The organism is Paraburkholderia sp. J69-1, from assembly GCF_905220255.1.
Classification (GTDB): Bacteria; Pseudomonadota; Gammaproteobacteria; order Burkholderiales; family Burkholderiaceae; genus Paraburkholderia.
The window spans coordinates 70,942-85,450 of the sequence record NZ_CAJMZG010000030.1; the positions used below are offsets into that span (position 1 = coordinate 70,942).

General features: G+C 60.2%; 11 protein-coding genes and 1 pseudogene. 4 read left to right on the forward strand and 8 right to left on the reverse strand.

Annotated features, from left to right (window positions below; all coding sequences use genetic code 11):
* Nucleotides 1–37 precede the first annotated feature (37 nt).
* Nucleotides 38–1,189: a porin gene (locus U5A67_RS36740; RefSeq protein WP_321818183.1), complete on the forward strand. Its 1,152-nt coding sequence runs from the start codon at nucleotides 38–40 to the stop codon at nucleotides 1,187–1,189.
* An 85-nt stretch (nucleotides 1,190–1,274) separates the two neighbouring features.
* Here U5A67_RS36740 and U5A67_RS36745 read toward each other — a convergent pair whose 3' ends face one another.
* Both U5A67_RS36745 and U5A67_RS36750 read right to left on the reverse strand, forming a co-directional pair.
* The gene (locus tag U5A67_RS36745) at nucleotides 1,275–1,721 is read right to left on the reverse strand and encodes an alpha-L-rhamnosidase C-terminal domain-containing protein (protein WP_321818184.1); all 447 of its coding nucleotides are present in this window, start codon (nucleotides 1,719–1,721) and stop codon (nucleotides 1,275–1,277) included.
* Nucleotides 1,718–1,972, reverse strand: a complete 255-nt coding sequence (locus tag U5A67_RS36750) for a hypothetical protein (protein ID WP_321818185.1) — start codon at nucleotides 1,970–1,972, stop codon at nucleotides 1,718–1,720. Before U5A67_RS36750 ends, U5A67_RS36745 begins: the two co-directional genes overlap by 4 nt.
* Nucleotides 1,973–2,672: 700 nt before the next feature.
* Between U5A67_RS36750 and astC the strand changes: the two genes are divergently transcribed.
* Nucleotides 2,673–3,887: an acetylornithine/succinylornithine family transaminase gene (gene astC / locus U5A67_RS36755; RefSeq protein ID WP_415768167.1), complete on the forward strand. Its 1,215-nt coding sequence runs from the start codon at nucleotides 2,673–2,675 to the stop codon at nucleotides 3,885–3,887.
* Nucleotides 3,888–3,958: 71 nt separating this feature from the next.
* Here astC and U5A67_RS36760 read toward each other — a convergent pair whose 3' ends face one another.
* The 4 genes from U5A67_RS36760 to U5A67_RS36775 all read right to left on the reverse strand — a co-directional run bounded on the left by U5A67_RS36760 (nucleotide 3,959) and on the right by U5A67_RS36775 (nucleotide 9,143).
* Nucleotides 3,959–5,155 carry a M20 aminoacylase family protein gene (locus tag U5A67_RS36760; protein ID WP_321818210.1) on the reverse strand — a complete coding sequence of 399 codons (1,197 nt, stop codon included), beginning with the start codon at nucleotides 5,153–5,155 and terminating at the stop codon, nucleotides 3,959–3,961.
* Nucleotides 5,156–5,199: 44 nt separating this feature from the next.
* The gene (locus U5A67_RS36765) at nucleotides 5,200–6,543 is read right to left on the reverse strand and encodes a DUF3100 domain-containing protein (protein ID WP_321818187.1); all 1,344 of its coding nucleotides are present in this window, start codon (nucleotides 6,541–6,543) and stop codon (nucleotides 5,200–5,202) included.
* 161 nt (nucleotides 6,544–6,704) lie between these two features.
* A complete protein-coding gene (locus tag U5A67_RS36770) occupies nucleotides 6,705–8,216 on the reverse strand; it encodes an aldehyde dehydrogenase family protein (RefSeq protein ID WP_321818188.1) in 1,512 nt (503 codons plus the stop codon).
* Between the two features lie 30 nt (nucleotides 8,217–8,246).
* Entirely contained in the window at nucleotides 8,247–9,143 is an 897-nt protein-coding gene (locus tag U5A67_RS36775; RefSeq protein WP_321818189.1) for an NAD(P)-dependent oxidoreductase, read from the reverse strand.
* A gap of 113 nt (nucleotides 9,144–9,256) precedes the next feature.
* On the opposite strand from U5A67_RS36775, the gene U5A67_RS36780 reads away from it, so the two are divergent.
* Both U5A67_RS36780 and U5A67_RS36785 read left to right on the forward strand, forming a co-directional pair.
* Entirely contained in the window at nucleotides 9,257–10,171 is a 915-nt protein-coding gene (locus tag U5A67_RS36780; RefSeq protein WP_321818190.1) for a LysR family transcriptional regulator, read from the forward strand.
* Nucleotides 10,172–10,709: 538 nt separating this feature from the next.
* Nucleotides 10,710–11,403 (forward strand): annotated as a pseudogene (locus tag U5A67_RS36785) (phage integrase family protein); the annotation flags it as partial.
* Between the two features lie 167 nt (nucleotides 11,404–11,570).
* Here U5A67_RS36785 and U5A67_RS36790 read toward each other — a convergent pair.
* Complete coding sequence (locus tag U5A67_RS36790; RefSeq protein ID WP_321818192.1) at nucleotides 11,571–13,280, reverse strand: ThiF family adenylyltransferase; 1,710 nt, start codon at nucleotides 13,278–13,280, stop codon at nucleotides 11,571–11,573.
* Nucleotides 13,281–13,283: 3 nt separating this feature from the next.
* Nucleotides 13,284–14,507 carry a nucleotidyltransferase gene (locus U5A67_RS36795; protein ID WP_321818193.1) on the reverse strand — a complete coding sequence of 408 codons (1,224 nt, stop codon included), beginning with the start codon at nucleotides 14,505–14,507 and terminating at the stop codon, nucleotides 13,284–13,286.
* Nucleotides 14,508–14,509 lie beyond the last annotated feature (2 nt).

Here is a 14,509-nt window from a genome sequence, read left to right on the forward strand (position 1 = left end):
ACTGTGCTGGCAGTCACACACAACAGTCGAGGAATAGATGAAAAAGATAAGTCTTGGTGCAATGTCGCTCGCGCTCGCGGGTATCTCGGGCGTCGCTCACGCGCAGAACAGCGTCACCCTTTATGGTTTGATCGATGAAGCCGTGATGTATGCCAATCACGCTTCGGGCAGTTCAAACCTCACCGGCCTGAGCTCCGGCAATCTGAGCGGTTCACGCTTTGGCCTGAAGGGCTCGGAAGACCTGGGCGGCGGTCTGTCCACCGTCTTCCAGCTCGAAAGCGGGTTCGACGTCAACACGGGTAAGAGCGGACAGGGAAGCCGTCTGTTCGGCCGCCAGGCATTCGTTGGCCTGAGCGACAACAAGTGGGGCACCGTGACGCTCGGCCGCCAGTACGATCCGGAAGTCGATCTGGTGCAGCCGATCACGGGTGACAATTATTTCGCGAGCTTCTTTGGCACGCCGGGAGACGTCGACAACAACGACGACAGCGCGCGCTTCAACAATTCCGTCAAGTACACGTCGCCCAATATCAACGGCCTGCAATTCGAAGGCATGTACGCGTTTAGCGGCGTAGCGGGCCAGACCGGTCAGGGCTACACCTACGGTGGCGCCGTGTCATATTCGACCGGCGGTCTTTCGCTGGCCGGCGGCTACCTGCTCGCGACGAACGGCAGCAACGACGGCGCCGTGCGCTCGTCATGGTCGAGCGGGACCGCCGATTCGTTCTTCGACAGCGCCATCAACGAGGGCTATGAAACGGCGAAGTCGGTCGGCATCGCACAACTGTCCGGCCAGTATGTCCTCGGTTCATTCACGGTGGGGCTGGATTACAGCAATGCACAGTACAAGTCGGATGGCTGGTCGGCGTTCACGGGTACGGAAAAATACAACACCGGTCGCGCATTCGCGCTGTACCAGTTCACCCCGGCACTGATCGCTGGCGTCGGCTACGCCTACACGGCGGCGAGCGGCAATACGAGCGCGCACTATAACCAGTTCAGCATCGGCGCGGACTACTCGCTGTCGAAGCGCACGGACATCTACGCGGTTGGCGCGTACCAGAAGGCAAACGGCACTCAGCTTGTCGATGGCGTGAGGCAGAGCGCCCAGGCATCGATCGGCTCGTTTGGCTATAACGGCACGGATACGCAGACGGCAGTGATGCTCGGTATCCGTCACAAGTTCTGACGCGTCAACGCTGCCTGAAAAACATGGAGTCCGCTGCGAGGCGGGCTTCAGGTCGTGATCTGATTAATATCCGATCCATGTCATGTCAATTTCGGGCTTCGATGTCGTAAGTGCCCGGCCCCACGTCATTGATATAGGCATACGCACGGCCATCGCTATGTACGCCGTCCGGGTCAAGCGCCGAAACAGCGGACGTCGCCACGGTCTGGCCGTTCAGGCGCACACCACCGCGTGTGAGAGCAACCGAAATGGTGCCGCTCGTGCCCTGCGGCACGTCGACGTGCATCGCAATCCCGCCTTGTGCGTCGATACCCCACTTCACCGCGGTGGCGCCATGCGGCGTTGGCGCGCTACCCTGTGCCCAGCGCGGATCGCCGATTTGCGGCTTGACGTGCCAGTGATCATAGCCCGGGCTCGCAGGGCGAATACCCAGCACGTATTGCGAAAGCGCCGAGGTCGGCCCCGATGACCACCCGTGCGCCAGACTCGTTTGCGGCTGACGGGCTCGCCGTTTGCGTTCATGGCCTCTCATGTCGTGCCGGTATAGTGCTCGCCCGGCGCAATCATCTTGCCCCACAGCGCCTGAATCAGGTTCAGCGCACCGCTCGTATCACCGGTGGTCAATCTTGCACGCAATTCGGCTTCGGTCGCTAACGGGCTAATGACCGGAGGACGCCCGCTGTCGCTGGAGAATGCTAGGCGGCCGTTCTCATTGGCCAATCCGGTCGCCACATTCGCCAGCACCTGCCGCGCACGCTCCGGCAACGCCACGCCGTTCAGCACAGCCAGCGCGTTGGCGTTCTGGGCGAGCGCCTACAGCTGGCTCTCACTCAGCGCGTAGAATCAAGCCCGTTCGTTGTAGAGCTGCTTGTTGATCGAACTGCGAACGCGCGCGGCCCGTTGCTGCCATTCGGCTTGTTCGTCGGGTTTCGCCAATACACCGGTTAGATACGCCGCATCATTCAGGATGCCGTAATAAATCGCATTCCTGGAAGTTACCACGCCCGTCGCCGGATGCGCGAAGTCGGGCAGCCAGTCCCGCTCACAAAAGGAAACTTGTGCCTACAGCGGTGCACAGCACAATCTGGAGCTCAGCCCCGCCCGATAAGGCACGGAGGCATTTCCCATTGCAAGCAAAGTCTCTCACGCCAGGGCACGGTCACCAATGCGAAGCACTGGCACCCACTGTATGCTGCGGACGTCCTTTCAATGCTGACTCCCGGCTCGATTTCAAAGGTTGACGCGTGCATTTCCCGCCGGACATTGCACAAGACCCATGTGAAGCGCAGAGGTGCACGAGCGGGGATCCAGTGCGCTGCGTTGCCTTTATTCGAACAATTTTGCGATTGTTCTCGATGCGATCTTCACCCGAGTCGGGGCAAACTGTATCCCAAGCTGGAACTCCCCCTGCCCTCAGCACGGCTCGTTCCACGCCGATCCTTGAACAAATTGAAATCACCACAATCCCCAAATGAATACCCCCATGTCTGTAACTCGCGAGACATTCGATCGAGTTCTCGTTCCTGTCTATTCCCCGACCAACGTCATCCCGGTCAAGGGCAACGGCTCCCGGGTGTGGGACCAGACCGGCACTGAATATATCGATCTTGCTGGTGGGATCGCGGTGACGGCGCTGGGACATAGTCATCCGGACATTGTCAAGGTTCTGGTCGAGCAGGCACATCAGATTTGGCACGTCAGCAACGTCTACACGAATGAGCCCGTTCTGAAACTGGCTGAAAGGCTCGTCGACGATACTTTCGCCTCAAAGGTGTTCTTCGCGAACTCGGGTGCGGAAGCGAACGAAGCGGCGCTCAAGCTCGCGCGACGCGTGGCCCACGACCGCTTTCCGGGCGACGCGCAGAAGATCGAGATCGTATCGTTTCAGCAGTCCTTCCACGGCCGTACGCTATTCACGGTTAGTGTGGGAGGACAGCCGAAGTACTCCACGGGATTCGGCCCGCTTCCTGCGGGTATCACCCATCTCCCCTATAACGATATCGAAGCGGCACGGCGCGCAATCGGCCCGCAAACGTGCGCTGTGATCGTCGAACCGGTACAAGGCGAAGGCGGAATTCATCCCGCGAGCTGGGAGTTTCTCAAGCAGTTGCGCCTGTCGTGCTCTGAGCATGGCGCCACACTCATTTTCGATGAGGTGCAAATCGGCGTAGGAAGGTCTGGGTCGCTGTACGCGTATATGGAATATGGTGTAACGCCCGACATCCTCACGACAGCAAAGTCGCTGGGCAACGGCTTTCCGATTGGCGCGATGCTGACCACGGACGCACTTGCCAGCCACCTCTCCGCCGGCTCGCACGGCTCGACGTACGGCGGCAATCCGCTTGGCGCTGCCGTGGCCGGAAAAGTCATCGAGTTGGTGAACAAGCCAAATATTCTCAAAGGCGTGCGTGAACGCAGCGACTACTTCCTTTCTTCGCTCCGCTCGCTTAACTCGCGGCTGGGCATGTTCCGGGAATTCCGTAGCTTGGGATTATTGATTGGTGCCGAGTTGAGCGACCAATTCGCAGGACGTGCGCCGGAACTGGTGAGCACGGCATTGCGCGAAGGTGTGATGCTCCTGAACGCCGGGCCCAATGTCCTGCGATTCGCGCCTTCCCTGGTGATCCCCTTCGCCGATATCGACGAGGGCTTTGCGCGACTCGAGAAGGCGTTTGCTGCTTTGACGGCTTCTGCCTGAGAAACTAAGAAGGGCACGCTCGACGCGTGCCTTACTTGCGTATCGCTAGCGCTCGGCTTGATACAGTGAAGTCAGCGCGTGCAGGCAAGGAAACGCTCAACGAGCGTCACGAAGTAACTCGACCCTACGGGCAGCAGTTCGTCGTTGAAGTCGTAGCTGCTGTTGTGCAGCAGGCACGGCCCCGCTCCATGGCCGATGTCCCGATGATCGCCTGTGCCATTGCCAATGAAGGCATAGCAGCCCGGCTTCGCCTGCAGCATGAAGGAGAAGTCTTCGGCCGCCATAGTCGGCTCTGCCGTTGCGTTGACGCGTTCGGCGCCCACGACATCGCGCATGACGCCGACGGCAAACGCCGTCTGTTCAGCATCATTGACCGTGGGCGGATAGTTTCTGTTGAACGCGATATCGCATTCGCAATCGAAGGCCGTCGCCGTGGCGGTGGCAATGGCGCGAAGTCTCGTTTCGATCAGGTCCAGCGCTTCGATGGTGAACGTTCGCACCGTGCCGCCGAGCCACGCCTCGGTCGGGACGACATTCTGGGCCTCGCCGGCATGAACCTGCGTGACAGAGAGCGCAGCCGATTCCACGGGGTTCTTGTTGCGACTCAGGATGCTTTGCAGCGCTGTGACCATATGCGCGGCGGCGATGACAGGATCCCGTCCCAGGTGCGGCATCGCGCCGTGACAGCCCGCGCCACGCAACGTGATCTTGAAGAGGCTGGTCGAGGCCATGATGGGGCCCGGCCGAACGGCGAAGTGCCCCGCCGGCACGCCCGGCCAGTTATGAACGCCGAAGACCGCATCGACCGGAAAACGCTCGAACAGCCCGTCGTCGATCATCGCCTGCGCGCCTGCGCCCGCTTCCTCCGCCGGCTGGAAAATGAACTGGACTGTACCGTCGAAATCGCCATGCTTCGCAAGGTGCTGTGCCGCGCCGAGCAGCATCGCCGTGTGGCCGTCGTGTCCACACGCATGCATCGCGCCGGGCACCGTGGAGCGATGCGCGAATTCGTTCGATTCCTGTACGGGCAGCGCGTCCATATCTGCCCGCAAACCGATCGCACGATTGCCGTTGCCTCGCCGCAGCGTTCCTACCACACCCGTTTTGCCGACGTGGCGCGTGACAGCGATGCCCCACTTTTCGAGGAGACTGGCCACGAGATCCGACGTTCGGAATACGTCGTACCCGACCTCCGGATACGCATGAATGTCCCGGCGAATCGCCTGTATTTCGGACGCGTGCGCCTTGATTTCAGCAATAAGTTCCATGGTGAATGAGTCGGCCCCGATCTTGTCGCGGGGCCTTTCGAAAATCAAACGTGAAAGATCTGGGCAACGAGCGCGGCGCCGAGGAACGTGCCGGCGTTCGCGACGAACGAGACCAGCACAATGCGCCAGCCAAGCCTGCGGAATGCCGGGATGTCCTTGGCAATGGAGAGGCCCGCAAACGTCAACATGGGGGTCGTCACGCCGAGGAAGTCGTTTTTTGCGCTCAGTGCCGCGATCTGCGCAGCCCATGGGCAAAGCGGAGAGGTCATGAACATGGCGACGATCGATACCCAGCAGACAGCGGGAATTTTTCTGCCCGTCGTCGTGGCAAGCAGGTCGCCAATGACCGTGGCAAGCACCATGCAGCACATGCCAGGCAAACCTTGCAGCGGCGTCGTGCCGTGCGTGATCCAGTCGGCGACCAGCGAAAGCACGGCGGTGAACACCCAGGCCGCGAGCTTGCCCGTGTAGCCGAGAACCGGCGCTTCGGTCTGAACGTCTCCGAGCTTCGGGCGCGAATTCTCCGCGGCGTTCGAGGTACTCGACGCTCTCGTCGTGCGCCCGATGAGCGGCTCGAGTACGCGGTAGCCGAACAGCGCCATCGGCAGCGAGATGAACAGCGTGAAGTACGTACCGACGGTCGTCGTGATGAGATTGCTCGCCGCCGCGAAGGTCATGACGTCCTTCGCCATTTCCGGCGTCTGCTGCGCCGCGATGGCGCCGGACGCCGCCGCCATCATGCTGCCCGACCCCACGCCCGAACCCATGGCGAGCGCCAGCGGGTGAAAGATGTGGAGGCTTGCAATGAAGCCGGCAAAAATCGCGATGAAGACCGCGCCGAATACCGTGCCGGTCAGATATTCGGCAAGCACGCCGCGCCCTTCGGCAGAGTCCATTCCGTACTTTTCGCCGATGATGGCAAGGCTCGGTTCTCGACCAACCGAAAACGTCGCGCCAATCGCTTCGCGTTTAATGCCGAGAAGCAATGCCAGCGGCAGCCCGAGGAGAATGGTCCCAACGAAATGGCCAAGTTCCTGAAAGGCCAATGCCCACCCCGAGGCGGCGAGCTTCGGCAGCGCACCTCCAACCATTAAGCCGAGCTTCGAAACGAAGAGAAGCAGCGCTGGCTGCAGGACCGCTGCGGCGAGCAGTTGCGTTTTGATGTCGAGACGCAGGCCGCTCTTCCAGCGCTCGGAAAAGAGACCCAGCGCGCCGCCAATCAGCAGCGCCCAGACCATCGGCAGCAAGACGACTTTGCCGGGGCCGACGCTGAACGTGAATGAGCCAATGAATTCCGCGACAAGCAGGATCGCGGCCGCGTAGACCAGAAGCTTCGCGCCCCTAAAGCCATGGCTCCCCGTGCTTTCCGTCGTCATCGTATGTTCCATGTCTATCTCCTCCGTGGTTCCAGGCGAACGCGAGGCCTCGTGTGCGGTGTTACCCGCGCTTCAGTTTCCGGCGAGGCCTCGGCTCGCTCGGTCCTATTTGTGTTTTTCTCGCTCAATCGTTAGGCCTCCAGGCGTTGTGCTGTGCCTAGACAGGGTGCCAATCAGAGATATCCAAACGCGGTTGCCGGATCCTTCGCCGTTTCCACCCAGACGCTCTTCGTCTGCGTGTACTCATAGAGCGCTTCGACGCCGCTCGAGCGGCCATAGCCGCTCATGCCGTAGCCGCCAAACGGCGAGGCCACGTTGATGGTCTTATAGCCGTTCACCCAGAACGTGCCCGCGTTGATCTGGCCTGCGACCCGATGCGCGCGCGCCACATCCGTCGTCCACACGGCGCCGGCAAGACCAAATTCCGTGTCGTTGGCGATCTGGATGGCTTCCTCTTCCGTGTCGAACGGAATCGCAACGACCACGGGCCCAAAAATCTCGGTGCGGGCGACGTCCATGGAGTTGTCCACGTTCGCGAGCACGGTCGGCGAGACGAAGTAACCCGCGTCGGAGCGTTCCGTCGAGCCGGCCGCGAGCGTCGCACCCGCTTCCACGCCGCTTGCGATCATTTTCATGACATGTTCGTACTGCGTACGATTGCAGATGGGGCCGACTTCCGTCGCGTCATCGGTGGGCATGCCGACCTTGATCTTCTTCGCGCCGTTCGACATCATCGCGACGAACTCGTCATACACGGAGCGCTGGACCAGCAGACGCGAACCCGCCACACAGCTTTGGCCAGCGCCAGCAAAAATCGCGGCCTGAGCCGTGAGCGCCGCGCGCTTGAGGTCGGCGTCTTCGAACACGATGTTTGCCGACTTGCCGCCGAGTTCGAGGACACACGGCAGAACACGCTTCGCAGCCGCTTCCGCAATGCGTGCGCCAGTAGCCGGCGAGCCGACGAACACGACCTTCTTGATGGCCTTGTTGGCGATCGCCGTTTGCGCCACGGTCTGCCCATAGCCCGCTAGCACGTTGATGAGGCCTTTCGGCACACCCGCTTTCTCGGCCAGCATGCCGACCACGAGCGAGCTGAACGGCGTGAGTTCAGAAGGCTTCAGCAGAACCGCGTTGCCCATCGAGATGGCGGGCGCGAGTTGCCAGCCGCACGTGAAGACCGGTGCGTTCCACGGCGTGATCTGCAGAACCGTGCCAGCAGGCTCGCGACGCGTGTAGTTGAGGTGCGAGGTCGGAACCGGAATGACTTCGCCGTAAAACTTGTCGGCCCAGCCACCGTAGTACTCGAACATCTCGGCGACCTTCGCGACTTCGCCGCGGCAGTCGCGAATCGGCTTGCCCGAACCCAGCGACTCCAGGCGCGCGAGCGGCTCCGTGTGCTTTCTCAGCTCGCGTGCGACTTCGAACATCACACGGCCGCGCGCGGCGTGGGTCAGCGCCCACCATTCCTTTTGCGCAGCCGATGCTGCGGTCGCGGCAAGCGCCACGACTTCAGCGCCACCATCCTTGTAGGCGAGACTTTCGTCGCCCGTGGCGGCGTCGTAGAGCTGGATGAGTTCGCCGTTGCCGGCGACGAGCTCCCCATTCACGTACGAACCGACCGTGGTCGCGTTCGGGAAGAAGTGCTTGAATGCATCAAGCAAGGTATCTGCAATGTGCTGTGCCATTTTTGCTTCCTGTTTTGTCTCGTGTTTCGTTCAGTGCTTTTCGACGAATTCGACGATGCGGTTAAAGTCCTCGGCATCGGCAATCGATGCCTCGCTGTCGGCCCAGAGCCGCCCCGCTTCCTTCGCGACGGGCGCGGACACGCCCTGGCTCTCCAGCAACGCCATCGCGAGGCGCATGTCCTTGCGCATCAGCTTCATCGTGAAACCCGAATCGAACTTGCCATTAAGGATCCAGGTCGGGTAGTTGGTCAGCGTCGCGCTGTTCTTGCCGGAACCGCCGCTCAGTGCTTCGATTAGACGTTCCTTGTCCACGCCCACCGCCTCAGCCGCGCGCACGGCCTCACTCGTCACGAGGAGATGGACTCCCGTCAGCAGGTTGTTGATCAGCTTCGTGACGTGGCCCGCGCCCGGCGGACCGACATGCACCTGCTTAGCGCTGATGGCGTTCAGCAGCGGTTGCACGGTGGTAACGTCTTCGTCGGCGCCGCCCAGCACCATCGTCATCGTCGCGGTCGCGGCGCCCTTCGGGCCGCCGCTCACGGGGCCGTCGATGAAGCGGACTCCGGCCTCCTTGAACGCCGCCGCGACCTTGCGCGTACTGTTCGGGTCAGCCGTGGTGGTGTCGATCACGATCAGGCCCGGCTTCGCGCTGGCTAGCACGCCGCCTTCGCCGAACACGACCTGCTCGACGATCGCGGAAGTCGGCAGCGAGAGGATGAGCACTTCAGCCTGGCTTGCGATGTCCGCAATCGACGCGCAGGGAAGCACCCCTTCGTCGCCGAGCGCGCGCACGCTTTCCTGGTTGGCGTCGAAACCGAACACCGTGAAGCCCCCACGCTTTGCCGACAACGCCATGCCTCGGCCCATATTTCCCAGTCCGACGACGCCTATCGTTTTCATTGATGCGCTCCTCTGAAGTTCAGGCAAATGAGTATTCGGATGGCATAGCTGGCCTCCGATGTCTGTGATAGTCGGCTTCTTGACTTATTCAAACAACAAGTGCCAATATCGTCTCTGTTCTAATTATTCGAACACTCACCATGAGTAACACCCTCACGGAAAGCCGCATCACCTACTTTTTCGAGGCGGTGCGGTCTGGCACCATCCGAGCAGCCGCGGACTGGCTAAACGTCGCGCCGTCGGCGGTCAGCCGGCAGATCACACTGCTCGAAGAGGAACTCGATGCGGCCCTGATTGAACGTCATGCGAGAGGTGTGACGCCAACGGAGGCGGGCGAGTACGTCATCGAGTACTTTCGGGAGCAGCGCGCGCATCGGGACGACCTGCTCTCGCGACTGCAGGAATTGAGGGGCTTGCGCACCGGGCACGTGAACGTGGTGCTGGGCGAGGGATTCGTTTCCGATATGTTGTCGGGGCCTATGCAGCAGTTTTGCAGACAGTACCCCAACATCAAGGTCAATCTCGACCTCGGCAGCACGAACGATGTCGTGAGAAGAATCTCAGAGGACGAGGGTGAGATCGGCCTCGTCTACAACCCGCCGAACGAGGCGCGCATCGTCTCGCGGGCGTCGCGCCGGCAACCGATGATGGCCATCGTCGGCATGCAGATGGCCCGCACGATCAACAGGAAGAGCCTGAGCGTGCAGGAACTCGCGTCCTATCCTTTGGCGGCGCCTCACCCCACCTACGGAACGAGGCAAATGCTCCAGGCCGTTGAATTTGCCGAGCGGATCAGCCTCGACCCGTTGGTCACGACCAATTCCATCAACATCATGAAACAGTTCGCGAAGTCGGAACTGGGCATCGTGGTGTTGCCGGCGTTTGCCGTTGCCACCGAACTGGAAGCCGGAGAGCTGACGGCTATTCCGATCGAGCATCCCATTCTCGAGAACGCCGAGGCGCATCTGGTGACACGCGTTGGACGAAAATTATCGGTCGCGGCAAACAAGATGCTGCAGATGATGCCTTCGCAGATGACGGCGTTCCGGGTATAGCTCGCCAGGCGGCACACGCCTCAGCGGCACCGCCCGTTGCGCGCATCCAGGCTTCGCCCAGATCCCACCAGAGGCCTGACGTCAACATCATGCCTTCGCGCGCAATGCTGTAAGCGGTCAACGCTCACAAAAGCAAAGTTGTGCGTATTTTGCTAGATCGTGAAGTTTCGCGCTCAGGCCCGCCGATCGTAGGCTAGCGAGATTCTCCTTTGCAAGGAAAGCTGTGTTCATCGGCGCTGCTTTTTGCAAGCACAGTTGTGTTGCGATGCACGAATTGAACGAACTTTGCAACAAAACAGACAGCGAAACGATCGCAAAATAAGGACGATTTGCGACTTATATGTCCGCATCCACTCTGGGCCCAAGGAAATTTCGCATGAGATGGCAGGTACTGGGATAGTCACAAATTAACTTGCAATTTAGACCCAGCTTTACTTTTGTGAGCGGCCGAGTTTTATCCAAAAAGTACTACTTGAGCGTACTATTAGGATAATCCTTATTATCATAATGCATGTATTTATAGAGTAAATTTTCTTGTATGAAAACGCGTCAGACTTCCCTGCCCGTTCCGTCCAGACGATCACAATCCGTCCGGCTTTCCCGATGCCGCCGAACTCGCCGTGTTACGCGCATGTTATGCGGGCGTGGCCGTGCGGCCCGCTGTTGAGCGCTACCTACCCTCGGCACTCGGTGACGGGAAATCGGCGCGCGGCGTGCGCGGCCGCATCCGGCGCAGGCTGGTGTCGCTCTCTCGCACGGCGCACCGGGACGATCTGGCTGCACTTCTCGATCATCCGCCGGAAGAGCGCGCGCAGCACGCGAAGGCCGTTGCCCTGGCGATCGATGCGCTTCGCACCTCCCGTGCACCGGAACCCCGGATCGCCGACGACATCGCGCAGTGGTTCGCGCCGCGTGCCGTGCGCGTGCTGCAGGCGTACGGCATCAACACGCTCGCCGATCTCACCGTGCGCATTCCGCGCCGGCGCCAGTGGTGGAAGGTCGTGCCGGGGCTCGGTGCGGTGAGCGCCCGCGCGATCGAGGCATTCTTCGCCGCCTGCCCCGCGCTCACCGAGAAGGCGCGGGCGCTGATCGTTTCAAGCCGGCACAGTCCCATCGTGCCGTGGGAGTCGATCAGCCTGCCGCACGAGGTCGATGGCTCCGAAAGCACCTTCCGTGCGGCCGCCGCCACCTGCACGCTCGATGCGACCCACGACTATCAGGCCGCGCGGGCGGCCGCGGTGCGGGGCAGCGACACCTTTCGTAGGCGCTGTCCAACGCCACGCCAGGATACAGGGGCTAGGTCAGCGCGAGCAGAATTCCCACCGACGTCGGATGAGTGAGCCAAGCAGACGTGCCCTCTCCGCTTTCTAACGTACACTCGTTCACCTTGCCATATCGCTTACGATAGAGCTGCATATAAGTCGACGTCCAGATACTTCCCACCCTGATTACTATACGGCACAACAGGATTAAGGGCTCTAGCCACTACTGGCAAATCGTCCAAATACCGTAAGTCTCGTTTGAACGATGACACACCAGACCGCCATACCTTGCCATCGATTACATCGAGAATTTTCTCGGCTGTTAGCGCTGCCGCACGCAAAGCATCAGCCGCACCGTACGGATGAAATCCGGCACCGCAGCCCGGAAGACGAACTTCCGTTTCAGGCGGCCACTCGGCCAGCGCCAGCCGCTCAACAGGGTCGTTATCAGGCCATCGGTCTCCATTGACCAAGGTAACGACGTGAGCCGCGCTGCCGTACGGCTCTAACCATGCGAGCATGACGGGCGCAACCAAATCGCCGGCTTTCGCCAACCGAGAGAGCAAGGTGCGGACGCTGCTCGTTCCCGTTAAGTCGACGAAGAGGTCAATCCCATCAAAGGTGGTCTGTTCAGCCAACCATCGCTCTGCGCGCATGCCCGAGCCGACTGCATTGATTCCAGGCACATCGCGCGTAAGCTGGCGCGCAATCGCCTTAGCTTTGTTCATACCTACGGAACCCAGCCCTAAAGGGTGTCTCGAGATATTCTCTGGTTCGAAACGGTCGAAATCTACAACCTCAATGTGACCAATCCCTGCCCTTGCCAGCAAATCAATCGTTGGCGCCGCAAGAGAGCCCGCACCGAAAACGACGACCTTTTTATCCTGCCGCTTCTGGAACGTCGTAGCACCCTCGTCACGAGTGAGACACCATCGCGTATCCATCCGCATTACCGGCAAGGGCAGCAACGTTGGCAGTTCGAGCAGAGGCATCGCAGCATCGCGAATCTGATACGCATAGTTGCCAACCGCGGTTACGACAAGGACGAACCGCTCAGTCAAACGCCCTCGTTCCATGCTTCCACGGCGGACCTTCTGTGCCACGAACGCAGCGGCGTCAGGACGATGAGCACGAACGAATTCGGCTAGACTCGCATATGTCTTCGGCCATACGCCCGGTCCCCAAGCCTCTTCCGTGCCAAGTCGCACGATGAGCAACTTCGCGCGACCAACCTTGTCCGCACGTATCGCCTGCTTACGAAGACGCTCGCCCGGGTCCCCAACCGCAACGTGAGCCCACTTACCGAGGTGGCTGCTACTCGTCTGGATTCGTAGCTCGCCTTCATTGACTGCACAAACTTCATCCAGTAAGACAACTCCTCGCGGCACGTCGACGTGCTTCACCTTGCTCGCCTCGACGTCGCAGTAGTTGTTCCAGTAAAGCTCCGCCTCCTTCGCGAATTCCTTCTTCACCCAGTCCCTGTCTTCACAGAGACGAAGGTAGTCCTCGAGCGCGGCAAGGGTCCTCCGGATTAAGTCCTCCGGCCGGTCATAGTCCGTTCCGAAGGTTTCCACGTCGAGGCAAACTCTCCCCTTCACTTCGATATGAGGAAGACCGCGTCTCGCGTCGCCGACGATGAAAACGTTGGGCGCAATTGCAGGAAAACCCTCCGGCAGTGCGAACAGGATTTCGGAAACACCCCCCACTTTGACTTCAGCGGTCAGGCGCCAAACGTCCGCACTTCCATCAGGCGCCGGTCCGTCCAGGCGCACAGCATGGTTCGCATGTGCGCCATCAAGGAAGCGCATTGCCGCGCTTCTTGCATTCGCGAGAACGGATAGCGCCATTACTCAGCTCAGTGTCGTGCGTGCTGCACGGGAAGGTGTGGAGATTGGCGTCAAGATAGCGGGAGCTGCTGCGAGCAATGATGGAAACATGGTCCCGTTACTCGGCTGCATCGACTTCCATGCCGCCACACCGTCTTCGCCGAAGACGCTGCGGATTCTGCCCTCGCTACTCTTGCCGGCGTCCTCGCTAAACATCGACTCAAGGTCCTCCATCAGTCGGCTGTGCCAAATGTTGAACTCTCGCGCACGAGCACCTCCGTCGCTGCTCCATCGGTCCGCAAAATTCTCCTGCTCGAGCTTGGGATTTGGGATGCGCGGCCCACGTGCATCGTACTGAATGAACTTCGGCATGAGTTCAATCAACTCCAGCACAATCTCAAGTGAATCACCTGCCGTTAGGCCCTTGGTGCGCGCCAGATGTTGATAGGCGTGCGTTGCAAGCGTCATGATGATGATGGAAATAGGCGCTGCTTCCTTGCGCTCGGCGTCGGCATAGAAGTAGAAGTTGTCTCGATGCAACTTCATGAGCTGTATCGCGCGACGAAGAATGTCGTCGATGTCGATGTCGCTGTCCGGCAACGGAGCGACAGAAACCGCAGCGTCCATGACAGCAACAAGCCTATTGTTTTGGAAGAGGAAACGCTGGTCCGCGATAGCTTCGAACCAAAGAGCCAGTTCGTGAGGGTTAGATGCCGTCCATCCACGTTGTTTGTCACGAACACGTAGCGGAGCCCCCGGCACGAGAAACCCTGCAGGCAACGCTGGCGTGACATCAAAGTAGAACGGCAACCGTTCAAACGGTAGACGCCAGCAACGGTTCTTAGGCTCTGGTTTACCGCAAATTTCCGGCAATCCCTTGAGGGCCCCCTCAAACTTCGAGAAAAACTCGTCGGGCGTCATCGATTCGAATTCCACTCCGGTCAGACGCGCGACGATGTCGAGGTCAAACTTCGTGTTCCCCCTAGGCTTGATAGTCGTGGAGGTACGCATGGAGCCCTGCGGAAACACGTCGACACGCTCGGCAGGCAGGTCGAAGTGCGTCGCAATATGCTCGCCAATGCGCTTGTACTCTCGCTCTGCACGATTGTAGTGGTCCTTCGGTAACTCCAAACGCTTTAAGATGCGTTCGATGAAGGTTTCCCAGCGTTTGTCCTGTCGCCGAGCTCGCAGCGAGTCGTAAATTGGTCCGGACTTACGCAAAAGCGATTGATTGATTGGCGCGTTCACAG

Bases quoted from the DNA above. Each gene is read 5' to 3' on its own strand.
- U5A67_RS36740 (WP_321818183.1), top strand. From the start codon at position 38: ATGAAAAAGATAAGTCTTGGTGCAATGTCGCTCGCGCTCGCGGGTATC.
- U5A67_RS36745 (WP_321818184.1), bottom strand. From the start codon at position 1,721: ATGAGAGGCCATGAACGCAAACGGCGAGCCCGTCAGCCGCAAACGAGT.
- astC (WP_415768167.1), top strand. From the start codon at position 2,673: ATGTCTGTAACTCGCGAGACATTCGATCGAGTTCTCGTTCCTGTCTAT.
- U5A67_RS36760 (WP_321818210.1), bottom strand. From the start codon at position 5,155: ATGGAACTTATTGCTGAAATCAAGGCGCACGCGTCCGAAATACAGGCG.
- U5A67_RS36765 (WP_321818187.1), bottom strand. From the start codon at position 6,543: ATGGAACATACGATGACGACGGAAAGCACGGGGAGCCATGGCTTTAGG.
- U5A67_RS36770 (WP_321818188.1), bottom strand. From the start codon at position 8,216: ATGGCACAGCACATTGCAGATACCTTGCTTGATGCATTCAAGCACTTC.
- U5A67_RS36780 (WP_321818190.1), top strand. From the start codon at position 9,257: ATGAGTAACACCCTCACGGAAAGCCGCATCACCTACTTTTTCGAGGCG.
- U5A67_RS36790 (WP_321818192.1), bottom strand. From the start codon at position 13,280: ATGGCGCTATCCGTTCTCGCGAATGCAAGAAGCGCGGCAATGCGCTTC.